25 protein-coding genes and 2 riboswitches are annotated in these 26,288 nt (G+C 41.3%); of the genes, 9 read left to right on the top strand and 16 right to left on the bottom strand.

Annotated features, from left to right (window positions below):
• Position 1 precedes the first annotated feature (1 nt).
• Positions 2 to 781 (bottom strand): alpha/beta fold hydrolase, encoded by a 780-nt coding sequence (locus CFT42_RS05100; protein ID WP_088815564.1) that lies wholly within the window; start codon positions 779 to 781, stop codon positions 2 to 4.
• A 110-nt stretch (positions 782 to 891) separates the two neighbouring features.
• A riboswitch (SAM riboswitch) is annotated at positions 892 to 991 on the top strand.
• 101 nt (positions 992 to 1,092) lie between these two features.
• Between CFT42_RS05100 and metX the strand changes: the two genes are divergently transcribed.
• Entirely contained in the window at positions 1,093 to 2,202 is a 1,110-nt protein-coding gene (gene metX / locus CFT42_RS05105) for a homoserine O-acetyltransferase MetX (RefSeq protein ID WP_088810620.1), read from the top strand.
• Here the strand turns inward: metX and CFT42_RS05110 are convergent.
• The 5 genes from CFT42_RS05110 to CFT42_RS05130 form a co-directional block, all read right to left on the bottom strand.
• Positions 2,199 to 3,689 carry a Mur ligase family protein gene (locus CFT42_RS05110; protein ID WP_088810573.1) on the bottom strand — a complete coding sequence of 497 codons (1,491 nt, stop codon included), beginning with the start codon at positions 3,687 to 3,689 and terminating at the stop codon, positions 2,199 to 2,201. The genes metX and CFT42_RS05110 overlap by 4 nt on opposite strands.
• A gap of 126 nt (positions 3,690 to 3,815) precedes the next feature.
• Positions 3,816 to 4,004, bottom strand: a complete 189-nt coding sequence (locus tag CFT42_RS05115; protein WP_088810574.1) for a hypothetical protein — start codon at positions 4,002 to 4,004, stop codon at positions 3,816 to 3,818.
• A 153-nt stretch (positions 4,005 to 4,157) separates the two neighbouring features.
• Entirely contained in the window at positions 4,158 to 4,703 is a 546-nt protein-coding gene (locus CFT42_RS05120; RefSeq protein WP_088810575.1) for a GNAT family N-acetyltransferase, read from the bottom strand.
• 47 nt (positions 4,704 to 4,750) lie between these two features.
• Positions 4,751 to 5,551 carry a formate/nitrite transporter family protein gene (locus tag CFT42_RS05125; RefSeq protein WP_088810576.1) on the bottom strand — a complete coding sequence of 267 codons (801 nt, stop codon included), beginning with the start codon at positions 5,549 to 5,551 and terminating at the stop codon, positions 4,751 to 4,753.
• Positions 5,552 to 5,764: 213 nt separating this feature from the next.
• Entirely contained in the window at positions 5,765 to 6,307 is a 543-nt protein-coding gene (locus CFT42_RS05130; protein WP_088810577.1) for a DUF1269 domain-containing protein, read from the bottom strand.
• Between the two features lie 115 nt (positions 6,308 to 6,422).
• Here CFT42_RS05130 and CFT42_RS05135 point away from each other — a divergent pair, with 115 nt between their 5' ends.
• Positions 6,423 to 7,283, top strand: a complete 861-nt coding sequence (locus CFT42_RS05135; RefSeq protein ID WP_088815565.1) for an alpha/beta hydrolase — start codon at positions 6,423 to 6,425, stop codon at positions 7,281 to 7,283.
• Here the strand turns inward: CFT42_RS05135 and CFT42_RS05140 are convergent.
• The 3 genes from CFT42_RS05140 to secA2 form a co-directional block, all read right to left on the bottom strand.
• The gene (locus tag CFT42_RS05140; protein WP_088815566.1) at positions 7,280 to 7,633 is read right to left on the bottom strand and encodes an FXYD domain-containing ion transport regulator; all 354 of its coding nucleotides are present in this window, start codon (positions 7,631 to 7,633) and stop codon (positions 7,280 to 7,282) included. The genes CFT42_RS05135 and CFT42_RS05140 overlap by 4 nt on opposite strands.
• A gap of 272 nt (positions 7,634 to 7,905) precedes the next feature.
• Complete coding sequence (locus tag CFT42_RS05145) at positions 7,906 to 9,072, bottom strand: AI-2E family transporter (RefSeq protein WP_088810580.1); 1,167 nt, start codon at positions 9,070 to 9,072, stop codon at positions 7,906 to 7,908.
• A gap of 99 nt (positions 9,073 to 9,171) precedes the next feature.
• A complete protein-coding gene (gene secA2 / locus CFT42_RS05150) occupies positions 9,172 to 11,496 on the bottom strand; it encodes an accessory Sec system translocase SecA2 (protein WP_088815567.1) in 2,325 nt (774 codons plus the stop codon).
• 469 nt (positions 11,497 to 11,965) lie between these two features.
• Here secA2 and CFT42_RS05155 point away from each other — a divergent pair, with 469 nt between their 5' ends.
• Together CFT42_RS05155 and CFT42_RS05160 are read left to right on the top strand one after the other, a co-directional pair.
• Positions 11,966 to 13,612, top strand: coding sequence for a LysM peptidoglycan-binding domain-containing protein (locus CFT42_RS05155; protein ID WP_088815568.1), 1,647 nt, complete (start codon positions 11,966 to 11,968; stop codon positions 13,610 to 13,612).
• Between the two features lie 59 nt (positions 13,613 to 13,671).
• Positions 13,672 to 14,856, top strand: a complete 1,185-nt coding sequence (locus CFT42_RS05160; RefSeq protein ID WP_088815569.1) for a class I SAM-dependent rRNA methyltransferase — start codon at positions 13,672 to 13,674, stop codon at positions 14,854 to 14,856.
• Between the two features lie 36 nt (positions 14,857 to 14,892).
• On the opposite strand, the gene CFT42_RS05165 is transcribed toward CFT42_RS05160, so the two are convergent.
• Positions 14,893 to 15,546, bottom strand: a complete 654-nt coding sequence (locus CFT42_RS05165; protein ID WP_088810584.1) for an alpha/beta hydrolase — start codon at positions 15,544 to 15,546, stop codon at positions 14,893 to 14,895.
• A 164-nt stretch (positions 15,547 to 15,710) separates the two neighbouring features.
• On the opposite strand from CFT42_RS05165, the gene CFT42_RS05170 reads away from it, so the two are divergent.
• Positions 15,711 to 16,439: a threonine/serine exporter family protein gene (locus tag CFT42_RS05170; protein WP_088810621.1), complete on the top strand. Its 729-nt coding sequence runs from the start codon at positions 15,711 to 15,713 to the stop codon at positions 16,437 to 16,439.
• Between the two features lie 12 nt (positions 16,440 to 16,451).
• The gene (locus CFT42_RS05175; RefSeq protein ID WP_088810585.1) at positions 16,452 to 16,904 is read left to right on the top strand and encodes a threonine/serine exporter family protein; all 453 of its coding nucleotides are present in this window, start codon (positions 16,452 to 16,454) and stop codon (positions 16,902 to 16,904) included.
• A gap of 28 nt (positions 16,905 to 16,932) precedes the next feature.
• Here the strand turns inward: CFT42_RS05175 and CFT42_RS05180 are convergent, their stop codons facing one another.
• The 4 genes from CFT42_RS05180 to CFT42_RS05195 form a co-directional block, all read right to left on the bottom strand.
• On the bottom strand, positions 16,933 to 17,643 hold the full coding sequence (locus CFT42_RS05180) for an ankyrin repeat domain-containing protein (protein ID WP_088810586.1): 711 nt from the start codon (positions 17,641 to 17,643) through the stop codon (positions 16,933 to 16,935).
• Positions 17,644 to 17,658: 15 nt separating this feature from the next.
• Positions 17,659 to 18,345, bottom strand: a complete 687-nt coding sequence (locus CFT42_RS05185; RefSeq protein ID WP_088810587.1) for a response regulator transcription factor — start codon at positions 18,343 to 18,345, stop codon at positions 17,659 to 17,661.
• Positions 18,342 to 19,808: a sensor histidine kinase gene (locus CFT42_RS05190; protein WP_088815570.1), complete on the bottom strand. Its 1,467-nt coding sequence runs from the start codon at positions 19,806 to 19,808 to the stop codon at positions 18,342 to 18,344. Before CFT42_RS05190 ends, CFT42_RS05185 begins: the two co-directional genes overlap by 4 nt.
• A gap of 116 nt (positions 19,809 to 19,924) precedes the next feature.
• Complete coding sequence (locus CFT42_RS05195; RefSeq protein WP_088815571.1) at positions 19,925 to 20,227, bottom strand: hypothetical protein; 303 nt, start codon at positions 20,225 to 20,227, stop codon at positions 19,925 to 19,927.
• Positions 20,228 to 20,607: 380 nt separating this feature from the next.
• Here CFT42_RS05195 and CFT42_RS05200 point away from each other — a divergent pair, with 380 nt between their 5' ends.
• Positions 20,608 to 21,030: a MarR family winged helix-turn-helix transcriptional regulator gene (locus CFT42_RS05200; protein WP_088810590.1), complete on the top strand. Its 423-nt coding sequence runs from the start codon at positions 20,608 to 20,610 to the stop codon at positions 21,028 to 21,030.
• Between the two features lie 12 nt (positions 21,031 to 21,042).
• Positions 21,043 to 22,203 carry an MFS transporter gene (locus CFT42_RS05205; protein WP_088815572.1) on the top strand — a complete coding sequence of 387 codons (1,161 nt, stop codon included), beginning with the start codon at positions 21,043 to 21,045 and terminating at the stop codon, positions 22,201 to 22,203.
• A gap of 100 nt (positions 22,204 to 22,303) precedes the next feature.
• On the opposite strand, the gene CFT42_RS05210 is transcribed toward CFT42_RS05205, so the two are convergent.
• Together CFT42_RS05210 and CFT42_RS05215 are read right to left on the bottom strand one after the other, a co-directional pair.
• A complete protein-coding gene (locus CFT42_RS05210) occupies positions 22,304 to 23,032 on the bottom strand; it encodes a GntR family transcriptional regulator (RefSeq protein ID WP_088810592.1) in 729 nt (242 codons plus the stop codon).
• Positions 23,033 to 23,083: 51 nt separating this feature from the next.
• Positions 23,084 to 24,475: a glycoside hydrolase family 1 protein gene (locus tag CFT42_RS05215; protein WP_088810593.1), complete on the bottom strand. Its 1,392-nt coding sequence runs from the start codon at positions 24,473 to 24,475 to the stop codon at positions 23,084 to 23,086.
• 342 nt (positions 24,476 to 24,817) lie between these two features.
• A riboswitch (purine riboswitch) is annotated at positions 24,818 to 24,919 on the top strand.
• Between the two features lie 66 nt (positions 24,920 to 24,985).
• Between CFT42_RS05215 and CFT42_RS05220 the strand changes: the two genes are divergently transcribed.
• Positions 24,986 to 26,281 (top strand): NCS2 family permease, encoded by a 1,296-nt coding sequence (locus CFT42_RS05220; protein ID WP_088810594.1) that lies wholly within the window; start codon positions 24,986 to 24,988, stop codon positions 26,279 to 26,281.
• Positions 26,282 to 26,288 lie beyond the last annotated feature (7 nt).

The raw sequence follows: 26,288 nt of genomic DNA on the forward strand, positions 1-26,288 counted from the left end.
TTCACGATTTCCATGATTTCTTTTCATTTTGAACTTTTATGACCCCACCTAAAAAATCAGCCACTTTATCCATAATGGCAATTTGAACGAGATGTCCTTCGCCTTCTCCAATTTCAAATTTAATATTTGCGCCGTATGACTTAGGTGCATTTTTTTTGACGAAGTTTTTTACGGTTTCAATTGGGATTTTCCAGTCTTCTGTGCCATGCCAAATATAAAGCGGGCGTCCCGCTAAGGTTTCTGGCTTTCCATCCAAATCGTAGTTTTCTTGCCAAGCGAGTAAATCCGCATAATCACTCGGGAGTTTAATTTGGCGTTCACTAGCCCGGCTAATGGTGCGGGCGCGAAAACTGAGTGGGCTTGGTTCGCCCATGATGCAAGCTGCTGCCTTGATTTCAGGGTGATGCGTTAGGAGCGCGCACGTGGTAATGCCGCCCATCGAAACGCCGCCGACAAAAATTTCTGTCGTGAGACTTTGCGCCAAATAATGGTCGCGAATAAATTCGTATTCTGCTAAATTTCCTTGAATGCTGTTCCAAAATGTTAAGGAAATGACCGAGGACACAGTTTGGTGGCGCTCACCGTGGTTTGGCGCGTCCGGAAGGCACACCCTGAACCCTCGACTCGCTAGCTTTCTCCCCTGTGTTAAAACGAGTTCTTTGCTTGTCTGCCAGCCATGATAATAAATCGCTAAAGGTAGCGGCTTGTCTACGCTCGTCTTACTCGTAATTTCCAAAACTGGAATATCGTGAATTTTTCGTTTAACAATCTTAAATTTCATTTCCAGCACCCCTACTCCATTTTATCAGCCTAAAAAACAGAAAAACAACTTTTCCGCCTGCTTGACAAATTGTCTGAACACGCTTATGATTAAACTTAATTTCATATGTTTTCTTATCAAGAAAGGCGGAGGGACTGGCCCGATGAAGCCTTAGCAACCGGACAAATGATCACGGTGCTAATTCCAGCAGTTAATTCTGAAAGATAAGTCGGTAGTCGTTCTTACATATCTACCCCTTCTGGCTTATTTTTTGCTAGGAGGGGTTTTTTGCACGCTCCGCACGTATCAACTTCATGAAAGGGTGTCTAAAAATGGGATTAAAACAACAATTATTATTTCAAAAAGAAGCTTTTATTTTGGAAAACGGAGCAAGACTTCAGCCGATTGAAATCGGTTATGAAACCTACGGAACACTAAATGATGATAAAACGAATGTGATTTTGCTTGAACATGCACTTACCGGAACCGCCCATGCGGCAAAGCATCACGAAACTGACGCACCAGGCTGGTGGGACGATTACATTGGCCCAGGAAAAGCACTCGACACAAAGCGCTATTTTATTATTTGCACGAACGTATTTGGCGGCTGTAGCGGCTCGACAGGCCCTTCGTCCGTCAATCCAGACACAGGCGCACAGTATCGCCTATCATTCCCACGTTTTAGTGTAAAAGATATCGTTCGCGTTCAATATGAACTCATCAAAACGCTTGGCATCACAAAATTAAAAGCCGTCATTGGTGGATCAATGGGCGGCATGCAGGCAACGGAATGGGCTGTGAGCTACTCGGACGCCGTCAGTTCCGTCATCAATATCGCCTCACCACTTGCGGCAAGCCCTGATGCCATCGGATTTAATCTTATCCAGCGAATGGCGATTTTAAACGACCCTGAATTCAACGATGGCAACTATCTCACACAACCAGAAGGCGGCCTCGCAACCGCTCGCATGGTTGGCATGATGACGTATCGCACAAGCGAACTTTTCTCCCAGCGCTTTGAACGCTTCACAGTGGACGAAAGCTCAAAAGACACCTTCTCCAAAGAACATTTCCAAATCGAATCCTATTTACAATATCAAGGTGACAGCTTTGTCGAACGCTTTGACGCTAACAGCTACCTTTATTTGACAAAGGCGATTGACCTGTTCGATGTCATCCGCAGTCAAGACGGGGCAGCGCCATCTTATACGCACATTCAAGTGCCTTACCTTTTAATTGGCATTACGTCCGACCAGCTTTTCCGCATTCGCGACCTAAGACGCGATTTCGAACTCTTAAAAACAGCTGGCGTCCCAGTTTCCTACCACGAAATTGATTCCGACTACGGACACGACGCCTTTTTAGTCCAATCCGAAGTCCCAAAATTCGCCCCAATCCTATCCGAGTTTTTGCTTCAAAAAACAGAAGAGAAGGCATTTTAGCCTTCTCTTTTTTGGTATTCCCTTTTCAGCAAGCCACCCAATTTATGGAAATCGCTACCCGTCACAGAACCCTTCAACACGAGCAAACTATCTTCCGTCAAAATGTCGCGCAAGAGGCTTCGCAAGTCCACTAAATTGCTGAACCACCGAATTCGCTCATTTTGGTTTTGTTTAAACAAACCTTCAAACAAGCTGCCATAACCAAAAATATAATCGGCGTCACTGCCTAGCACGTCCTTCATAATTTTAACGTGCACTTCAGGACCTTTCTCCCCTAAATCCGCAATTTGCCCAACGATTAAAACCGATTTCCCGCGATAAAATTGCTTGTGCGACTTAAAATAGTCAATCGCATTCAGCATCGAAGGCACCGCCGCATTATGCGAATCATCCACCATATAGGCAAATCCGCCATTTGGTAAAGCGAGTGGAATCATTTCCATCGTTTTTGGTAGCGGCTTGAACGTTTCCATTTTAGCAATCGCCCCGTTTGTTTCGCCAGCAATTTGCCAGTACGCAAGTAGCGCCGCCAAACTGTTTTCAATGAGGCCCGTCGAACCAGTCGGCAAACAATATGTAAGTTTCTCCTCAAAAAACGCAATTTCCAGTTCATCATAAAACTTTTCATGTTTTACGCTTATCAATCTAACGTCCGCCGCATTGTTCCTCGCCGAGTATGTCAATACACGATTCGTATATTTTTTCGCTTTGTTTAATAGAATTTCGCGTTCTTCTTTGCCAATATCTGCGTTCAAAATGACGACCGTATCTTCATTAGCCCCTTCCAACACTTTAGCTTTATACAGTGCGATGGTTTTCGTGTCTTTCATCGAACTTAGGTGCGCCTCGCCAATTGACGTGATGATGACGATGTTCGGCTTGATGAGTTTCGACATGGAGCCCGTGTCAAAGCCGTTTAGCGCGTTTAATGAAACTTCGAGATTTAGAATATCTGGGTTTTGAATGAGTTGTGCCATGTAAAGCGGTATTGCGAAGCGGGTATTGTGATTGCCGCGGTTTTCGAGCACGTTTTGGTCGCTAAATACATGTGTGAGGAGCATTCTAGTAGTGGTTTTCCCGACGGAACCGGTAATGGCGATGACGGGTTTTTGGAAGTCAGCGCGCAGCAGCTTGGCGAATTCAAGCATAAACGTCCAACTATTTTCAACGATAAACTGTGGTGTGGTGTGGCGCGCACTTTCGATTGGCGTTTCGGTTACGATTAAACCTAATGATTGTTCCATTCCTTGAATTTGCGCGTTACCATCGGTCCAATTAACGGGTTTTCGATTCACATAGTCTCTGCGCTCATTCGAGATAGCAATAAACATAGTTTCCGCTAACAAATTAGGATCCGTACTTAATTTAACGTTTTGATATTCAACTTGTGTCAGATGGTTTGGACGCAATTCGTCATTTAAAAACTGTCCGGGGAGATAATCGTCCAAGTGCTTTACGATTTCTTGAATTTGCAATGTTTTTTCCATAATAGTCTCCTTTTCCCTAAAAAGGCTAGATTGTAGAAAACTGCTACCCCACCTTAATCAGACAGACAACAAATGATGAAATTAGCAGGCAAGAACGCCAAAGAACGCCGCTTATCATCAGCCTGATTATATATTTTTATTATTATGTTGCTTCTCCCATGGGTATTCCCCGTTTTCATCTTTTTCAAAATTTTTCAAGTCATCTTCTTCGAGTATTTCTTCCTCTTTATGCCGTCTGAAAAAGAGCGGGATACAAGCTGGTAAAACGATACAGATAAAGACAATAACGCGCGCAAAACTCACATATTTCTCCATTTCTACACACTTCTCCCGTACAATAATCTGAAAAATACAACCAAAATATACCATAATCTAAATTAAAAAGCGAGTATGAAGAATGCGAATAAATTAACTTTTTATTATACATCAAAACTCCCGCTTCAATTTAATCAAAACGGGAGTTAAGTCTTAAAATTCTTCCTTAAGTAAAGCATACATATTAAAATCTCTTAATTCATTATAAACTTTTTTACTCTGTCTGAAAGTTCCTTCTTTTTTAAAGCCACATTTAACGGCTACACGGTTGCTCGGTTTATTTTCTACATCGGCTACAATTGTAAGTCTGTTTAATCCCATTTCATCAAAAGCGATTTTGCAAAGGGTTTGGACGGTATCTGTTGCGATATTTTTGCCGCAGTACTGGGAAGCGACCCAATAGCCGATTTCTGCAGTCTGGTTATTCAAATCCATAAAATGAAAGTCGATAGAACCAACTATTTTTTCTTGATAAGCGATGAAAAACAGTCGATCTGTGCCATTTATCTCGCCGCTGAGCTTCATTTTTATATAGGCTTCCTCGTCCTCTATGCTCGTTGTTTTATCAACAAAGTCCAAATAAGTTCGTAAATGTTCGCGGTCATTATCTAGTGCCTGATAGATAGCTTCTGCCGTATAAATGCTTGGACTTACCAAACTTAAATCAGCATTTATTGCCAGTTTAAAAGCATATTTCATTTTTTCCCCTCTTTTCTAAAGACTAAAAAACACCCAAAAGGATGTTTTTAGTCTTTATAAATTGATTTTGTACGGTTTAGCCAAGCATAGCCTAAACCAATCACAAGGCCTCCACCTACAAAGTTTCCTAAGAAAGCGAGTGATAAGTTTGTCGCAACACTTCCAGCTGTCATCGCTGCTAAATGGCCACCTGAGGCAAAGAACGCAAGCGAGAACGAAGAAAAGTTTGCGATAACGTGCTCAAATCCTAAGAAAGCGAAAATGAAAATGATGAAAATCATGGCGATGACTTTTCCAGCATCGTCTTTCATACGAAGCGTACATAACACCGCTGTATTTACAACGATATTAGCAAAAATTCCTTCTACAAAAATTTGCATAGGTGCCTTTTCAAGCTTTCCACTTACTGCTGTGAATAAAAAGTGATCAGCAGGTAAATTATGGAATGTCGATGTTAAGGAAACAAGATATCCCGCACAAATACCACCAATTAAGTTGAAAATAACGCAAAGGAATAAAATTTGTAGCGCTTTTCCTGGACGTACAATTTTTTGGTAAACGCCTGTTGTCATATACATCATATTTGATGTCCCCAGTTCAGCGTTCATGTAAATAATCATCACGAGCGACCAGCTAAACATAAAGGCATACACAATTTTGCCAAGCCCAAGTGCGTAATGGTCCACTTTATCACCAATCATAACGGCGACTGCTGTACCTAGTGTGAGGAATAAACAAGCCAGCATGGCACGAACGATATAGCGAATAACACTATTATTTACTAAATCAATTTTCTTCTTCGTGCTGTAATCAATCTTCTGCATTAATGGACTACTTTCGATATCCAAATCTTTCATCTCCAACTCAAATAAATTTAATATTCACGATTTAAAAGTGCAATAACTTGTTCATTGTATCACGTTTCATTTGCATTGAAAATAGCGAATTTTGAGTAAAGCGTTATCATTTTCATTTTAATAAAAAAGCACTAGAAATTTTAGTTTCTCTAGTGCCTGTCTAATTTTGCGTATTACGTTTTGTTGTGCCCGCAAGCTAAATTCTTATTTCTTAAACCATTTTTTCTTCGCCGTGTCGCCTGCTGCTTGTTCAGCTGCTTGCGCTTCACGAATTTCGTTTTGAACAAGTTCTTCGTCCATGCGCGCAATATTTCCTTTTAGGTCGCCGTAAACAACATCATTGACGATTTCGCGATCTGTTTCTGTTGCAATTAAAATGATGCCGGTTGCGCCTTCTGGAATTGTTTCAAGCGTTTTTTCAAAAACAGTCATCGCACTTTTTACTTCCCCGGCATCTTGCATGGAGCCAACAACGCTACCTACTACCCAGCCGAGTAAAACGCCTAAAGGACCGCCTAGAATGCCGATAAGCATACCAATCAGGCTATCTTTTATATTTTTATCCGCCCCAGTAAAATCGATAAAATCTTTTGCATTTAGTTTAGCACCTTTATCATGCTTTAAAACAGCCATTTGATAGCCGCGAATTTTCCCTTCCGTATGTAGACGTTTCATCTCCGAAAAGCCTTGATAAGCAACACTTTCCTCTGAGAAATTCATAATGATGACAGATTTTTCTTTTTTCATGCCAATTTCCTCCTTCAAGTTTTATACTCTCTCCTTATCCCCCAAAATGCCGAAATGAAAACACTAGCATTTTAAACAAACACGTCATACACTAAAAGGGAAGGGAGTTGTTACAGTGAATCAAAAAACCTTTATTTTTTCTGAAAAAAATGGCCTAAAATTAGCCGCAGACCTCATAACGCGAGATACGCCAAGTGCTAAAACGGTCATTTATTTTCACGGTGGCGGCCTACTATACGGCACTAGGAGCGACCTAGACAAGGCCTACATCCAGCAATTTTTGGACGGCGGATACAACCTTTTACTGGTCGACTACCGGCTCGCGCCTGAAACGAAACTGCCAGAAATTTACGAAGATATCCAGGATGCCATTTTATGGTTTGAAAAAGAAGCAACGGAAACGCTGTCACTTCCACAAAATGATTTTGCATTGTTCGGTCGTTCAGCCGGTGCTTTTCTTGCACTGCTCGCGGCAACCGATCCAACTTTGCCACATCCATTTGCGGTTTTGTCTTTCTACGGCTATTTTACAGCAAATGCCGCTTTCTTGCACGAAGAAACTGCTTACTTTCAATCCTTCCCGAAAATTAGCGACTCGCTAAAAGACACGATGATTCACCCCGAACCAATTGTCACAGGTTCCGTTGATAGCCGCTACCCGCTTTATATTTACGCGAGACAAAACGGGGTATGGCAAGAGCTTGTTTTTGGGGAAAACGCTGAAATACAAACTATTGACACATTCGATTTAGTTCCCGAGCGCGATTTTCATTTTCTGCCGCCACTTTTTTTGGCCCATAGTTTTGCTGACCAAGATGTACCAATTTCTGAGTCGGAGACGCTTAAAAATGGCACGCTAGAAAGTGAACTTTACACCGTACACAATTTGCCGCATGATTTTGATACGAACACGCCTGAAACAGACGGGCGCCTTGCGTATGAAGCCGCAATTCGTTTTTTAAACAAAATTGTTTAATGTTTTTTACGGGTGTAGTCGGTGAAAATATAGGCGCCAATTAACAGGCAGATGAAGCAGCAAATCGGGCGAAAGTAAACGCCTGAAAAGCTTGGTGAAAAGAGCAATCCTATAATAATGCCGAACACCCATAAAATTAAAGCGACAAATAGAAAAAAGTCATTTTCTTTAGCTAAAATAATTAAAATGCCAGCGATAAACATGGCAACTGATAAAATGAACCCCGCTACTTTAGCAAGATTTTCCGGCATTCCAAAAAGACTCTCTGGTGGGACATCAGATTTGGCAAACCAAGATAAAAGCCCTAAAATCGAGCCTTGAATTGAAAGAACTCCTGCAAATACACGCATATTATCACCCGCCTAAACTAAATATCTCTTTTCTAAGTAAAATAAGGTAGACGTTTTTGTCTACCTCAGACTGATGACAAACAGCAATCTTCGGAGTTTTTGCCTCCGTTCCGCTCCTCACGTACTCCAGTACGCTCCGGTGCGGTACTCGGCAATGCGTAAGAATCTCACCATTTGTCAACAGTCTAATTGTGCGTGGTACGTTTTGTTTGGCTTAAGTTTAGAGTTTTTCTACAAACTGAGGTAGACTTTTTTGTCTACCTTATTTTTATTTAATCCTTTTTCGATTCAATTTGCTCGTATTCGCTTTCTGGTTGTTCGCCGTATAGCCCGGAAACTCGTTTAAACCAGATGAAAATGTGAGTTACGATAACTTTTAGTACGGCATAGCCTGGTACTGCGAAGATAACGCCTAAAACGCCAAATAGTTTTCCCGAAACGAGGATGACGAATAAAATCGTAATCGGATGCACTTTGAGCGATTTGCCCATCACTTGTGGCGAAATAAATTTCCCTTCGAGAAGTTGTACGACAACCCAGACAACAATCAGTTTAAGTAACAACCACGGAGAAGTGACGGTAGCGATAATAAGCGCCGGCGTAATCGCAATTGCTGGTCCTAAATACGGCACAATACTTGTAAAGGCCGCAATAATCGCTAGCGTGAGAGCGTAAGGAAGTCCGATGATGAGATAGCCGATGAAAAGCAGAATCCCAATGCAGAAACTTACGATAATCTGACCGCGAATGTAGGAACTGATTTGGTGGTTTGCTTCAGAGAACACTTGTCGCGTATGTGCGCGTCCATTCACTGGAAGCATTTTTAAAATGAAATCCGGCAGCTTTTTCCCATCTTTCAACAAATAGAAAAGCACAAGTGGCGTAGTGACAATCGCAAGGACAACTTCCGTTACTGTTCCAACAATATTCCCGATGCTGTCAATCGCGCTATTTACAAAGCTCGTTCCCTTTTCAGAAAATGTTTTCATGATGTCGCTCATATTGTTCGAAATTCGTTCTTTTATTTGATCAAAAAGTGGGGACTGGGTAAACTCGTTAAATCTGTCCGTAATTTGGTTCCAATATGTAGGAAATGTTTTGACCAAACTCACGATTTGATCCCGAACAGCTGGAATGACAAAACTGAAAACAATCACGATAATGCCGATGATAACAATGTACAGAAGCCCAATTGCCCAGCCACGATGCCAACCTTTCCGCTCTAAAAAATCAATTATCGGGTTGAAAAGATAATACGAAATACCTGCTAAAATGATGGGCGCCGCAATTGTTTCGAGCACAACCATCAGCGGGTGAAAAATAAACGATATTTTCGTGAGCACATAAATATCGAGCGCTACTAGTAAAAAAATGAGTAGCCCTAATACAAATTTATTTTCAATAAAAAATTGTTTAAACTTGGAAAATGTTCCTTTCATCTTTTCACCTACTTTTTTTTATCCATTATACTGACCTTTTGCTAAAAATTCTCGTTAAAATCCCCTTTTCAGCCAAAAATCAGTCTTAAGAAGGAAAATTTAGCCCATAATAAGTCCATCTGGGTCGAGTTCTAAAAGCGCATGCGCGAAAAAGAAATGATAGTCCGCTTGAAATTTCTCGAATAAATGGGCGCCTTCTTTTTGATACATCACGAGCGGATCAAGCTGCCCGTATGCACGCAAATGAATCCCTTCGCGTTGTTGCACCATTTCATCTAAATGGATAACCCACATTTGATCCATCAAATTTAAATATACCTCTTTTTCAATCATGCTAATCGTATTCACAGGAAATTTCCGGCGCTGTTTTTGATGCCATTCCAGAATTTTCTTGCCTACTTCTTCCGGTTCCATCAATGTCACTTCATCAAAAGTATACGGAAATTTCGTTCCACCAAGCAGCTCTTTTTGCCGCTCATAAAGTTCTTCTTGTTCAAATTCGTCCTTGGCCTCACGAAACGTTCGTTCAGCAACTTCTAACAAGATTTTTTCAGAAGAAATTTCTAACCGGTGTTGCTCTAGCAGACGGTCGCGTTCTTTGTAAACCATCTTGCGCTGCAAATCAATCACTTCATCATACGATAAAAGATCTTTTCGAAGGTCATAATTGGCGCCTTCAATCCGTTTTTGTGCATCTAAAATAAAGCCATTAATTCTTGATGAGTTAACGGGCTTGCCGTCTTTTGGGTGGCGACGCTTCAATTTGAAACGATATTTTTCCCATTTCTTACTATCAAATTGCTCTAACAAGTCGTCTTCGATAGACACCATGAATTTGCTGAAACCCGGGTCCCCACGTCTACCTGAGCGCCCCATTAGCTGCAAATCAATTCGGCGGCTCTCATGTCGCTCCGTGCCGATGACAGCAAGACCGCCAAGCTTATGAACGCTTGGACTAAGCTTAATATCGGTTCCACGTCCCGCCATGTTCGTCGCAAGTGTCACCATACCAGGTTCACCTGCACGCGCAATAATTTCGGCCTCTTGCGCATGGTTTTTCGCATTTAACACTTGATGCGGGATACCCGCGTTTGTTAACAATTCGCTAATCCACTCATTGCTTTTGATTGATGAGGTCCCAATTAGGGTTGGCTGGCCCTTCTCATAGCGCCACGACACTTCGTAAACAATCGCACGCCCTTTTTCTTTTTTGGAATAAAATACATCGTCTGGCATGTCTTCTCGGTTCACTCGCAAATTGGTTGGGATGACTACCACATCGAGGCCGTAAATCTGCCTAAATTCCTCTTCTTCCGTTTTGGCTGTGCCGGTCATTCCAGCGATTTTTTTATACATCCTAAAGTAGTTTTGTATTGTAATAGTCGCAAGTGTGCGCGATTCTTCGTTGACTGTTACGCCTTCTTTAGCCTCAATGGCCTGATGGAGCCCGTCATTAAAACGGCGTCCCGGAAGCGCCCGCCCAGTGTGCGGATCAACAATGAGCACTTCGTCATTAAGTACGACATAATCTTTATCTTTATGCATCAAATGATGTGCACGAAGAAGCAGCATCGTAATGCGCAATAACGGCTGATTTTCCGCCGCATAGAGCGAATCTACTTGCCAAAACATTTCAGCCTTTTCAATTCCTGCATCGTTTAGCCAGACGAGCCTTTTATGTTCATCAATTTCATAATCATCTTTTAACATTTTCGCCATCAACTTATTGGCTTTTTCATACATTGTCAAGTCTTCTTCTTTATGATCCGAAATAAGAAGCGGTGTGCGCGCCTCATCAATTAAAATCGAATCCGCTTCATCGATTAAAACGAAATCTAGGCCTGTCTGAACTTTATCGTCTAGCTGCCGCACCATGTTGTCGCGCAAGTAGTCAAAGCCAAATTCAGAAGCGGTGCCGTAAATAACATCCGCAGTATAAATTGCTTTTTTTTGGTCCTTCTCTAATCCAGCTACATTAAGCGCAACTGAAATCCCTAAATATTCCAGTACCTGTCCAATTTCTTCGCGGTCGCGTCGTGCCAAATATTCATTGGCTGTAATTAAATGCACCCGCCCTGAACGCAAAACTTCTATGTACATGACGAAAAGTGAAACGAGGGTTTTTCCTTCCCCAGTTTTCATTTCGGCGATTTTACCGTCACCTAAAACGAGGGCTCCAATGAGTTGGACAATAACAGCTTCTAAGCCCACAATTCGTTTTGCTGCTTCTCTGACAAGGGCAAAAATATTAATTTTATCTCGTAAAGTCATTTCTTGCGTTTCAAATTTTTCGCGCCAAATTCGCGTCTGCTCCTGCAATTCGGCTTGTTCCATGTTGATGTATAAACCTTCTTTGCGAACAATTTGTCGCGCGATTTCGCGATATTCGCGAACGATTTTGCGATCATCAAAATTCTGTTTCATTTTTTCCCCTCCGTAAAGTTATTATACATCATTCATGAATTATTTTAGAGTATTTAATGTTTGTTTATGTTACATGAAACGGAAAGTCTCACTACGTCTTCATTTTACGCCCTGCAAAATGGACATTCTTTTTTTATAAATCATTCATAAAAATGAATATTACAATTTGATTAAATTTTTCTATTGTCTTTTTAAAATAGGTTTCCTTTTACGAAACTTTGTTCAACCTTTAGCAACTTTTGTTTCTCAACCAAAAGTTCCATGGCAATACGTCAGAAGACCGAGGAATATACGTTCGTGTCCTTCTTTCATTACAGCTTTATTACAACAAGCTGGTATAGTCCGATATTCCTCGTTTTGAAATCATTCGCTTGTTTGTTTTTTAGCTTTAAACTGGGTAAAATGGGTATTAATCGGTATACATACAAGTTTTAACTGAGTTTTTTGAAAAGAGAGGGGTTATACAAATATGAAAAAAGCGACTATCGCTACTGCTACTGCGGGGATTGCCGTAACAGCTTTTGCGGCTCCAACAATTGCCTCTGCTAGCAGTGTTGTTGTGGAGTCTGGTGATACATTATGGGGAATTGCGGAAGCCAATGATACGACTGTTGATTCTTTAAAACAATTAAACAATTTGGATTCAGATAAGATTTTTCCGGGTCAAAAACTTGTCGTGAGTGAAGTAAAAGAAGAAAAATCTGAGAAATCTGTTTCTGCAACTTGGTTGAACGTCCGTAAAGGGCCTAGCGTAGACAATCAAATTGTAACATCGCTTAAAGGTGGTACAAAAGTAACTGTTGAATCTACTGAAGCAAACGGCTGGAATAAAATTACATTTGCTGACGGAAAAACAGGTTATGTAAATGGAAAATTCTTAGGTGAAGCAAAAGTGGCTGCTCCTGCTCCAAAAGTGGAAAAGGAAACTACTCAACCAGCTAGTGAACAAAAAGCTGCTCCTGTAGTCGAAGAAGCTAATCTTTCTACTTACACGGTTAAAAGTGGTGACACGCTTTGGGCGCTGTCAGTTAAATTTGGTACTTCTGTCCAAAATATTATGTCTTGGAATAATTTATCCTCTTCTTCTATTTACGTTGGACAAAACTTAGCTGTAAAAGAAAGTGCTGCCAAAACGGTTGCACCGAAACAAGCAACAACTGCTCCGGCTGAAACAAGCCAAGTGGCTGAAAAAGAAACAACTAAAGCGCCTGCTGCTGAACAAGTAGCGGTACCGTCTGTTGATGTGAATGCGTCTAGCTACACGGTTAAAAGTGGCGATTCTTTAAGCAAAATTGCGGGTCTTTTCGGTACTTCTGTTGCTAATTTGAAAGCTTTAAACAACCTTTCTAGCGATGCTATCGTTGTTGGGGACGTTTTAAAAGTTAAAGGTGAAGTGAAAGCTGCTGCACCTGCTCAAACTGAAAAAGCAGAAGCGCCTAAACAAGAGACGACAACACAAGCGCCTGCTAAAGTAGAAACGCCACAAGCACCTTCTATCAATACAAATGCATCGAGCTATACGGTTCGTAGCGGTGATTCTTTAAGTAAAATTGCTAGCATTTTTGGTACTAGCGTTTCGAAATTAAAAGCTTTAAATGGGCTAACAAGTGATAATTTACAAGTTGGGCAAGTACTTAAAGTAAAAGGCACTGTTCCTGCTACTAACGTATCGACACCAACAAATACGACTTCAAATACAAGCAAACCAAGTCAAAACACAAATACTGGTTCTAGCCAAGCAAGCTCAAGTTCGAGCTACAGCGCTTTAATTGCTGAAGCGCAAAAGCACTTGGGTAAAAGTTATAGCTGGGGTGGAAATGGCCCTACTACATTCGATTGCTCTGGTTATACTAAATACGTATTTTCTAAAATCGGCGTGAATTTATCTCGCACATCTGGTTCCCAGTACGCTCAAGCAACGAAAGTTTCTGCTGCTCAAGCGAAACCAGGCGATTTAGTATTCTTCGATTATGGTAGTGGTATTTCACACGTTGGGATTTATGTTGGCGGCGGTCAAATGATCAACGCACAAAACGCTGGCGTGAAATATGACAATATTTATGGAACTGGCTGGGGCAAATACCTTGTAGGTTTTGGTCGCGTAGCTAATTTCTAATTGGAACACAGTCTAAAGCTTCCTACAATGTGTAGGAAGCTTTTTTATGGAGTGATTAGATGGAAGAACTAACTTTGCAAGTGGCACCTAAATATGTGAAGCGATATCAGAGCGGGTTCCCACTCGTGCAGCGCGAAATGATTGTGAATTGGCCAAAGCAAATTGCGGAAGGACAAATTTTGCGTCTTGTGTCGCCGAATAAAGCGTTTCTTGGGAAAGCGTATTACGGGAAACAAAATAAGGGGGATGGCTGGGTTTTCTCCCGCAAGGAAGACGAAACGCTGTCTACCGAGTTTTTTCGCGCACTTTTACAGGAAGCGGTACAAAATCGGCAGGAACTTTTTCACGATGACACCACAACGGCTTTTCGCCTTTTTAACGGAGAAGGTGACGGACTTGGTGGTCTAACGATTGATTATTATGATGGCTTTCTGCTTCTGCAGTGGTACAGCGCGGGGATTTACAGCTACCAAAAAGCGCTTTTGCGCGCCATGTTTGACCAACCTTTTGTGAAAGGCATTTACGAGAAAAAGAGATTTCTCCGGGAGGAAAACACACACGATTTTGTTGGCGGTGACGTGCCAGAATTTCCGTTACTTGTGAAAGAAAACGGCATGACGTACGCGACCTATTTAAATGATGGGTGGATGACGGGGATTTTCCTTGATCAGCGCAATGTCAGACGGCGAATCATGGAAGAATTTGCTAGTCAAAAAAACGTGCTGAATACATTTTCCTACACGGGCGCATTTTCCGTTGCGGCTTTGTACGGCGGCGCATTAAATACGACAAGCGTGGATGTTGCAAAACGAAGCGTGGCCAAAACGAGCGAACAATTTGTTGTGAACGGTTTTAATCCCGAAGAACAATCGATTTTAGTGTGGGACGTATTCGAATACATGAAGTTCGCCAAACGAAAAAATATGCTGTTCGATTTAGTCATCGCCGACCCACCAAGCTTTGCGCGTACAAAGAAAATCACGTTTAGTGTCGCAAAAGATTACGGAACGCTGATGGAAGAATTAATTAGCATTACAGCACCAAATGGCACCATCATTGCCTCGACAAACTATGCGAATTTTTCACTCAAAAAGTTTAAAGAAATCATTTCGGCTGCCTTTAAAGAAAGCAAGCGTACTTTCAAAATCCGTGAAACGCACACGCTTCCAAGTGATTTTAAAGTCCACCCTGAATTTCCAGAAGGCAACTACTTAAAAGTGCTCATTTTGGAACTTGATATCTAAACAAAAAAATAAGAGTAGGGAAAAATTCCCCTATTCTTATTTTTTTTGCGTTTTCGGTTGAACGAGTTTATCCAGCCAAATTTCGAGCTCGTCTTCTTCGGCTTCTTTTAAATGATGGCCTGTAAAAAAGCTATGAAACTCGACTTTATTCGAGATGGTTTTTAGAAAGCGTGTTAAGTTTTCTGCTTCTTCAATTGGTACTGCGATATCTTGCGTTCCGTGTGCCACAAAAAACGGTGTGTTTTTCAAAAGTAAATTTTGGGGTAAATCTTTTGTATAGGCTAAAAAGCGCGAACTAAGAAGTGCTGCACCGCTTATTTTGCCACCGTAACGTAACATTAAATCGAGTGTAACCATTGCCCCTTGGTCAAAGCCGACCAGAAAAGTATCTTTTTCATTAATGGTATCGTATTTTGTTATAATATCGTGCATAAATTGCAGGACTTCTTTTGAAACTTCATGAATTTCATTCGCGCTTGGTTCACCTTCTGTCGCCATGTGGTAAAAACCATAACTTGGGCCATATTCCACCTTACCACGAAGTGCAACAACAACGTAACGATCCATCATAATTTCTAAAACGCCTGGTACATCTAATTCGTCTCCGCCAAACCCATGGAGAGCAAAAATGACAGGAAAAGTTTCACCATCTTTCCTTCCGATTGGCTCATAAATATCATACGTAAACATAAATATCCCCCTATAATCAGCTAAATATAGTTATTCTTTACCCCCAAACTCCACAATTTATACATAAAAAGACTAGAATTTCTTAGTAATCTAGGTTAGGATAAAGTACAGTGCTTATTTTTTTAAAAAAGGAGGGAATTTTTTTGGAGAAAAATCGCGATTTTATGCTCGAAACTTGCCTAATGGCCGGTAAAATCATGATGGAGAGTGGCGCGGAAATTTATCGTGTGGAAGATACGATGAACCGAATTGCCGATGCTGCAACTCAAAAAAAAGGCGTTAGTTTTGCGACGCCAACTGGGATTTTCATGTCAGTTGAAGGCGAACACAACCTCCAATTACAACCGATTCCAACAAGAACTATCAATTTGGAAAAAGTTTCCCTAGTCAATGATCTTTCCCGCGAATTCGCGGCTAACCATATTTCATTAGAAGAACTAAATACCAGTTTAAAAAAATTAGAATACGATACACGCTTCTTCCCGCTTTGGCTGCAAATTTTATCGGCGGGTCTTGTGAGCGGCGCGCTGATGATTATTTTTGGTGGTTCATTAGTGGATTTCATTAGTACGTGTTTAATTGGCGCGACTGGCTTCATTATTTTTTACTACACGGCCGAATGGTTGAAAGTGAAGTTTTTAGCTGAATTTTTCGCCTCGTTTATTGTCGGTATTCTCGCTGTTTTTGTTGTACACGTTCATCTTGGCGTTAATTTAGACAAAATTATTATTGGTGGTGTTATGCCGCTTGTTCCGGGTGTCCCGATTACGAATGCGGTGCGGGATTTGCTGGCGGGGCACTTGCTTAGTGGAATGGCGCGCGGGACGGAAGCGCTTTTAACTTCTGGTGCGATTGGAATTGGGATTGCGGTTGTTTTCCGCTTTTTCACGTGAGGAGGGGCTTTCATGATTTTAACGATTCTTGTTCAATTTATTTTTAGTTATTTAGCAACGGTCACGTTCGCGATTATTACGAATGTCCCTAAAAAGGCACTGAATGCGTGCGGGCTTACGGGCGCTTTTGGTTGGATGCTTTTTTATGCTTTAAATAAATTTGGTAGCGGAACGGTGATGGCCACAATTGCGGGCGCTTTCGTCGTCGCGGTGGCGAGTCACTTTTTCGCAAAATATAAGCATATGCCGATTACGATTTTCAACGTTCCCGGTATTGTGCCGCTTGTTCCCGGAAGTTTGGCTTTTCAAGCTGTAAGAAACTTTGTTTTGGGCGAGTATACGGTGGCAATTGGCTTTTCTGTACAAGTGGCAATGGTAGCTGGTGCCATTGCGGCTGGGCTGATGCTATCTGAGGTATTTAATCATAGTATTCGGCGGTTTAGGGAGCATAAGGAGAAGTTTTAAAAGAGCAGAAACATTCGTTTCTGCTCTTTTATTCTTGCAACAAACCCATCATCGCCTGATTTTGCTGCTGTTTCGCGTAATCAAGTGCGGTCATGCCGTTATTGTCACGCAATTCTTTATTTGCGCCACCTTCTAGAAGTTCCGCGACAATTTGTTGATACAGTTTGGAGCCATCTGTTAGTGCGACGGCTTCAATTAGCGCGGTGTAACCAAAATTGTTTTGATGGTCAATATCAGTTGACGGGTGAGCTAAAAGGAGTTTCACATTGTCTAAATGACCTTTTTCAGCGGCGGGAATCAATGCGTTGCCGCCGTATCGGTTCACTTTTTTCACATCTGGCGTTTTATTTTCTAGCATAAAAGTTAAAATTTCAGTTCGCCCCTGTGCTCCGGCATATAAAAACGGACTGTCTTGAATGCTGTCTTGCACGTTTATGTCGGCTCCGTTTTCCATTAAATAGATGGCCATTTCTGGATAATTTTTATGCGTTGCGATTAAAAGTGGGGTTTCCCCTTGCGCGTTTTGTTCATCAATGACCACATTCTCTTGATTTTCGACAATGTGTTTCACTGCCGCTAAATCATTGGCACTTGTGGCTTTAAGCAGTGTTCCGTCCACAAATTCAGCTTTTTCCATCGTTTTAACCTCCGTTTTCGTCTTTTCCGGTTTTAAATTCGCCTCATTTTGACAGGCAGCGAGAATCATGATGCTAAAAAGACTAAAAAATACTTTTTTCATGGTTATCACTACTTTCTAGGCATTAAATCGGTAACCCGAACCCCAAATAGTCTCCAAATAGGTCGGATTTTTAGAATCAAGCTCAATTTTTTCACGAATGCGCTTAATATGCACGACAACCGTTGAAGTATCACCAAAGGCGTCAAAACCCCAGATTTTTTCAAAAAGCGCTTCTTTGTTAAAAACTTGGTTTACATTTTGCATCAAAAATTTCAACAGTTCGAATTCCTTCGTTGTAAAGGTGACTTCCTCGCCAGAAACGTAAACTTTATGTGAACGGCCATCTAGTTCAATGTCGCGGATCACAATTTGGTCGGCGCTCTCCTTCCGACTTGTTAGCCGGTCAAAACGGGCAAGGTGGGCTTTCACACGGGCGACAAGTTCGCTAGGGCTGAATGGTTTGGTGATGTAATCATCTGCGCCTAATCCGAGCGCCCTAATTTTATCGATGTCTTCTTTTTTCGCGGACACCATTAAAATCGGCGTTTCAATTTTTTCACGGAGCAACTTGCATACGTCGAAGCCCGACAATTTGGGCAGCATGACATCTAAAATAATGAGATCATAATCGCCCTCTAAACCTTCTGTGAGACCAGATTCGCCGTCATAACGCGTCGTCACCGCAAACTGATTGATTTCCAAATAATCGCGCTCCAAGTCCGCAATATTTTGGTCGTCTTCCACTAATAATACGCGTTTCATTGGTTTCGCTCCCCCTTTTTTAGCGTAAAGAACATTGTCGTCCCAGCGCCCACAGCGCTTTCCGCCCAAATTTCGCCGCCATGTTCCGCAATAATTTCCTTCGTAATCGCAAGCCCCAAACCGCTGCCGCCGGTCATTTGGTTACGGGATTTCTCCACGCGGTAAAAACGATCAAAAATCTTCGCCACTTCCGCTTTAGACATACCAACCCCATTGTCTTGGACGGAAATGATGACCTCCGAGTCCCCGCTACGCAAGCTCAAGCGGATTTCCTTGTTCGTTTTGTCCATGTAGCGCGTGCTGTTCTGAACGAGATTGTCGAGCACACGGCGAAGCTGCATCCGGTCCGCACGCACAAAAATGTGTTCATCTTTAAAATCACTTACGAGTTTGATGTTTTTTTGCGCCAGTTCAATCGTGTATTCGTCAACAAAATGCGTCAAAAAATCATAAATCGGAATCGATTCGAACTGAAACGGTAATTTATGCATATCGAGCTTAGAAAAAATAAATAGCTCATCAATTAGGTGGTCCACATGTTTCGCTTGACTATGAATGATACCGAGATATTGGTTTTGCCGTTCTGCCGTCTTCGCGACCCCGTCCTTTAGCCCCTCTACATATCCAATAATCGATGTAATCGGCGTCTTCAAGTCATGCGAAATACTCGTGATCAGCTCTTTTCGGTTCTCCTCGTACTTTTCTTTTTCCTTGTTCGCCTCATGTAAAGCTGACCGCAGCGACTCAAATTCATTCGCTAAGTCGTCCACTTCCCCTTTCGCATGGCTCGAAATGATGAGCGGCTCATTCAAGTCCCCGCCCCGCATAGCACTAACTTTCGCATTTAATTCCCTAAGCGGCCGAATCACCGACCGATTGAGCGACCGATTAAACAGCACAAGAAGCAAAATCGCAAGGAGAAGAATTGCGCTAATTAAAATAATGCCCCATTTCTGCATAAACTCGGAAAAACTGTTTTCCTGATTTAAAATCATCACACTACCCTTTTCTTGGTCTGGAAAATAGAAATCAAATTTTAAATAGCGAAATAAATTGCCCTTATTATCAATCGTCCCTTGGGTATAAATATTATCCGTGTCGAACTTAGGGGCGTGAACAAGAAGCGACTTGACAACTAGTCCATCCGAGTGATACAAAATTGAGTTTCCTCGTCTGATCACGATTTTTACCCCTTTTTTTTCATAATCCGTAATTTGCTTTTTTGTATTTGTCGTGAGTAATTTCGCCGGGTCATCTTTCGCCGTATTTCGCAAAGTGATGAGCGCTTCCTGCTCCGCAAATGTGATGGCTTTTTGCTCTGTTGCAGTTTTATAAAGCGTTGTCGGCACAGGCGCCTCGCCCGTTATTGCATAAAAAACCACTGCAAAAATCGCCATCAGCGCGAGGATAATAACAAACAGGCTTCCTAAAAAGGAAATTAAAAATCGTGAACGTATCCGCATTTTTCTCCCTACTTTTCAAAAAAGAACCGTATTTTACGGGCTCCGAATGATTTTCTGCTTTCATTTTACATGTCAAAAATGAACTTTTTATAAACTGGTGCTGAATAAAAAATAAATTAAATAACGTCAAAAACCTCCACCGATACTTCCTCATGTTTCAAGTTATCCGAAAACCAAATCGCATTCCATTTTGGCTGACTACGTTCAAATGCCGTACGCACCTCATAGTCCTCTTTTGACGCATAATAAATATCCAAAACAACAAAAACATCATCGCCGTCCGTGCGTTTAAACATCTCAATTTTTTGATTCGAAACCTCCGAATGAAATTCCGGATTACTTCCAGATTCAGCAAATTTCGCCATCAGTTCCGGCAAATCCTTTTCTTTTGTCCGGTAAGTAAAGACAACTTTTATCATATCTATTCCCCCTAATTGTTCTTCTGCCTTTAGACTAGCATAAAAATAAAAAGGAAGACAGAATGAAGCTTCTATCTTCCTTTTTTCACAAGAGCTTACAAAATATAAATGTTCGGATTTCTAAAATGTTTTTTAACTTGGATATCTTCTTTTACTTCTGTATCTTAGTCTATTTTTAAAGCTCCAACCTATAATCGCCGTCCGCACGAATCATACAGTGCTCCGCCATTCGCTTGCATTTAAATACATCGTGTAGTATAGCATAAAAGGCATCAGAACCAATTGTACGCATAAACAAGTTGACATTTTAGTATCATTTCCTATATAATTGTCATGACAATTATTGTTATGGCAATTACATAGGGATAGGAGTGTTTACTTTGCGTCAGGAGTTTGACAACCTTACTTTCAATACAACGGTAATGGCTAAAAACATGCATTTATACTTAACAAGGAACTTATCGGAATTTAATGTTACACCTGAACAATGGTCTGTTTTAAATGTGATTCAACAGAAACAGCCACTATCACAAAAAGAATTAGCTCAGTTTGTTCATAAGGATACACCTACTGTTAATCGCATTATTGATGTATTAATAAGAAAAGAGCTTGTGACAAGCCAAACTAATTCTGAGGATCGTCGGAAAACACATATTAGTTTAACAAAAAAAGGAGAGAACGAAACAAATCAATTAAGATATGTTGTAGAAGATACTTGTAAAACTATATTTCGTCATATCAGCTCAGACGATTTGAAGCTGTGGCAACAAATTATGCTCCAAATCGACCAAAACATAAAGTAAGAAGGGATTATTTTGAATAAAAGCAGCAAATTATGGACGAAAGATTATATTTTTCTACTAATAGGAAGCCTATTTCTCTATATCGGATTTATGGTTTTTATGCCAACCTTACCAGCTCGGATTATTGAACTTGGCGGCTCGCAAGTTTCCGCGAGCCTTTCTGTAGGACTTTTTTCAGTTGTCGCACTCTTCACACGCGCTGTTTCAGGAAGTTGGAACGACCGTGTAGGCTCAAAAATTTTAATTTTGATTGGCATAGTTATTTTAATTGTATCGACTTTTAGTTTTTATTTTTCATCTGTGGTCATTCTAATTTTGATGATTCGGCTTTTACAAGGCGCCGGCTGGGGCATTAGTACGACCTCTATCGCGACTGGCGTTTCTTCTTTAGTTCCGCCAAACAGAATCGGCGAAGGGATTGGTTTTTACGGCTTAACGACGGCCTTAGGCATGTCTATTGCCCCTATTCTAGCCATTATCATTATTAATCAGTTTGATTTTAATTTTTTAATTACCTTTGCTTTACTATTTTTATGCGCAAATTTGATATTACTTTCACAAATTCATTTGAAAAAGAACAGCTCTGTTACTAAAACAAAATCTTCACTCATTGAAAAATCCGCTTTACTCCCAGCTTTTTTATGTCTACTTTTAGCTATCCCTCTTGGTGGCATTCAAACTTTTATGATGGTATACGGGAATGAAATTCATGTATCCAATACTTGGATTTATTTTTTAGGTCAAGCGATTACGATTCTCATCAGTCGCTTTTTCGCTGGACGGCTTTATGATGTAAAGGGGCACCGCTTTGTTATTATACCTGGCGTTTTAGCCATGATAGCAGGATTAATCGTTCTTTCTATGGCATGGAATGCTTTTACACTTTTTGTAGCCGCATTAATTTTCGGACTTGGTTATGGCATGACTCAGCCAGCTCTACAGGCGCTTGCAGTCGAACGTGCCGCGCCAGACAAGATTGGTGCAGCAAACGGCACTTTTCTTTCCGGTATGGATTTAGGCATGGCCATCGGGAGCTTCGGCTTAAGTATCGTTGCAACCTTTAGCAATTACTCCATCATGTACCTGTCTTCAATCGTCGCCCTCCTTGTTTTAGGGATCGTCTACTGGTTTACTTCAGGTACTTCTTCTGGGACTAAAAAGGGCGAGTCTTGATTTCTTTTTGTTCCTATCAGCCGCAGTTCAGCATTTCCTAACGAATTGCTTGGCAAATGAACCACCCCCAAAATTAGATTTTGGGGGTGGTTTTAGTTTGTTATCTCCGCGAAATATTTACCGTCGTGAATACAAATTTGTCATAGCGATGTCTTGAAATGGAATATTCAAATGCGACGCCGTTGTTTAAATACACGGTTTGCTCGACGTCCATGACGGGATCGTCTTGTTGACATTTTAAATATTTATGGTCCAGTTCATTAGATTTATCCGCACGAATTTGCTTGTAGGAACTCGCGATTTTATGGTTTAGTTTATCTTGGATATAGCTGTAAATTGAACCTTCTAAAACTTCTTTTGTGAGTCCGGGTACAATTTGTACGGGCATGAATGTGTGTTCAATGACATATGGTTCGGACGCAACACTTCTGACCCGCAAGATTTCATAGACCGGCGTTTCTTTTTCCACGTGAAGTTTTTCAGCGATTTTTTCATCTGGAAAAACTACTTCAAAGCGGAGAATGATGGTGTCGACTTTTTCACCGTTCACGAGTTTTGTAAAGCCGTTCACTTCTTGACTTTGAATGTGCAGCCGTTCGGCATCAAGTGCGGACTTAATAATAAACGTGCCGTGTCCGCGCTTTCTGTATAATAAGCCTTCTAACACTAAAACTTCCAGTGCTTTTTTCATTGTCATTCGGCTGCAGTCAAATTCCTTTGCGAGCGTCATCTCATCTGGAATTGGCTTATCTAGTGGGTATTCTTGATTTTTAATGCGCGTTCTTATTTCTTCGGCGATAAAGCTATATTTTGTTTGGTTTCCTGCCATTTCAGACACCTCATCTTGAGTCTTTTTTCATAATTTTACCATAAAATGAAATTAGGCTTCAAATCCGTTTTCGGAAGCGAGTGTTTTATACCATTTGCCTGATGCTTTGATTGTCCGTTTATAGTTCTCATCTAAGTTCACTTCGACTAGGCCGTAGCGATTTTTATAGGCATTTGCCCAGCTCCAGCAATCCATGAACGTCCATAGATGGTAGCCGAGACAATTGGAACCTTCGGAAATTGCTTTATGAAGCCATTTCAAATGCGACTGAATGAACTCAATTCGGTACGTATCCTCGATAAATCCTTCAGCGTTTCGATACCGGTCTTCGCCTTCAACACCCATCCCATTTTCCGAAATAAAGAAAGGAATATTGTTGTAGTTATCGCGAATGTTAATCGCAATATCATAAATCGCTTGCTCGTAAATTTCCCAGCCACGGTACGGATTCATTTTGCGGTAAGGCATTTCGTAGTTATCAAAAAGATGCTCTGGAACAAAAGGTGCGTCTTTATGTGGCATATATTCTTTTGCTTTAACTCTGCGCGGTTGGTAATAATTGACCCCTAAAATATCGATAATATTTTCTTTAATGATGGCTAGGTCTTCCTCTGTGTAATCCGGTAAGAAATTCTTCTCACGTAACAATTCGACGAGGTCTCTTGGGAATTCGCCAAGTGTGACTGGGTCTAAGAAGCTGCGATTGAAAATCAAATCTGCCAAGTGGGCTGCACGCAAGTCCGCTTCATTTTGACTGCGCGGATAGGACGGCGTCAAGTTTAAAATAATGCCGATTTTTCCGTCTTGCTTTAATCCGTGATACGCTTTGACAGCTTTTGCGTGCGCGAGCGTTGTACCGAATCCGACTTGCACCGCACGTTTGAAGTCCACAACGTTTGGATAATGCATATCATATAAGTAACCTGCTTCAACGGGTACAATCGGCTCGTTAAATGTGAACCAATGTTTGACACGGTCACCAAAAAGTTTAAAGCAAGTTTCGGCAAAGGTTGCATACGCGTCAATGACTTCGCGCGACTCGAACCCACCTTTTTCTTGCATCGACATTGGCATATCAAAGTGATAGAGGTTCATAAATGGTGTGACGCCTTGTGCAATCATTTCGTCAATTACGCGATTATAAAAATCAACGGCTTTCGGATTTACTTCACCGATACCGTCTGGAATGAGTCTAGACCACTGAATCGATGTACGGAATGAATTATGCCCCGTTTCTTTCATGAGCGCAATATCTTCTTTATATTGGTAATAAAAGTTAGAAGTGTTAGCTGGGCCTACGCCGTTAAAAAAGCGTCCTGGTTCTTTACTATACCAGTAATCCCAAATACTCGGTTTGCGTCCATCAACATCTGCCGCACCTTCTGTTTGCGGGCCTGATGCTGCACTACCCCACCAAAAATTTTCAGGAAATGTATACTTCATTTGAAATCCTCCAGTTCATTTTTTTCTTTTATTATACATGATTATTCTAAAAGTATAAACTAATTTATTTAAAAGTTTATATAAAAAAACCTCACCTGTTTAGATGAGGATAAAAAGACGTTAATTTTATGTATCTTACTTGCACATTTTCATTGCTATTTTTTTAAAATCCTTACAATGATGTAAACAAGAATTGCGATTATTGCGAGCATTAGAACGAATCCGACGATACTAAATCCTCCCATATGGTCACCTCTTTTTGATGTTATTTTTTCTATATATACCAAGAAAATTCATGAGGGAGGTACTTTTTCAAAATTTACATTTACAAACCCTCTTTTTTCCTCTAAAATAAAAAGATATCGTATATGTCCGAAAATAGGGTTCGGATGTTTCTACCGGGTTACCGTAAATGACCCGACTACGAGCAGAATGAATACATAGGGATCTTCCCGTATTTTTTTAGCTCGCCCTTTTTCGAATGTGATAAAAACAGGGAGGCTTTTTTTAATGGACAAATTTTTTAAACTTCGCGAGAACAAAACGAATGTAAGAACTGAAATTTTGGCGGGGCTCACGACGTTCCTTTCCATGGCGTATGTCTTGTTTGTGAATCCGACAATGCTTCACACTACGGGTATGGATTTAAAGTCGGTTTTCGTAGCGACGGTGCTCGCTTCTGTTGTAGGCTCACTTCTCATGGGTCTGATTGCCAACTACCCAATTGGTTTGGCACCCGGAATGGGCTTAAACGCCTTTTTCGCCTTCACGGTATGCGCACAGTGGGGAATTCCTTGGCAGACGGCGCTTTCAGGCGTGCTCGTCTCAGGACTCGTTTTTATTTGCCTAACTGTTTCTGGAATTCGCGAAAAAGTCATCAACGCAATTCCCGCTGAACTAAAATACGCAGTTGGCGCCGGTATTGGCTTTTTCATTGCTTTTCTAGGATTAAAAAATGCAGGTATAATTGTGGCGAATGAATCGACCATTGTCGCACTTGGAAATCTTCATTCTGGCCCCGTTTTACTGGCCGTTTTCGGCATCATTATTACGGTCATTTACATGACACTCAATTTGAAGGGCGCGATTTTCTTTGGGATGGCGACTACCGCCATTGTCGGCATGCTAGTCGGTCAAATCGAAGTGCCGCACCAAATTGTCTCCGCCGTACCAAGCGTGGCACCAACATTCGGGCAGGCTATCATCCATCTTGGTGATATTTTTACTCCCCAAATGTTAATTGTGATTTTAACGTTCTTCTTCATTGATTTCTTTGATACAGCGGGAACGCTCGTTGCGGTGGCGAACCAGGCTGGCTTTGTGAAAGATAATAAAGTGCCTCGTGCAGGACGCTCGCTTTTTTCTGATTCTGTTGCGACGGTTGTTGGTGCGATTTTCGGGACTTCAACAACGACCAGTTACGTGGAATCAACGGCTGGGGTTGCGGTCGGTGGTAGAACAGGGCTTACGGCGATTGTCGTCGCAATTTGTTTCTCCTTATCGCTTTTCTTCTCGCCGCTGCTTGGCGTAATTACAAGCGCCGTCACGACACCTGCACTCGTTATTGTTGGTATTTTAATGATTGGTAACGTGGCGCATATCGATTGGTCGAAATTTGAGGTCGCGGTTCCCGCATTCTTCGTCATCTTGATGATGATTTTAACTTTCTCAATTGCGACAGGGATTGCGATTGGCTTTATCTTCTACCCAATTACGATGGTGTTAAAAGGGCGCTATAAAGAGGTCCACCCCATCATGTATGTGATGATGGCGCTGTTTATTCTTTATTTTATATTTGTTGTTTAAAAATAAC

The sequence above is a fragment of the Listeria goaensis genome (assembly GCF_900186125.1).
Lineage (GTDB): Bacteria > Bacillota > Bacilli > Lactobacillales > Listeriaceae > Listeria > Listeria goaensis.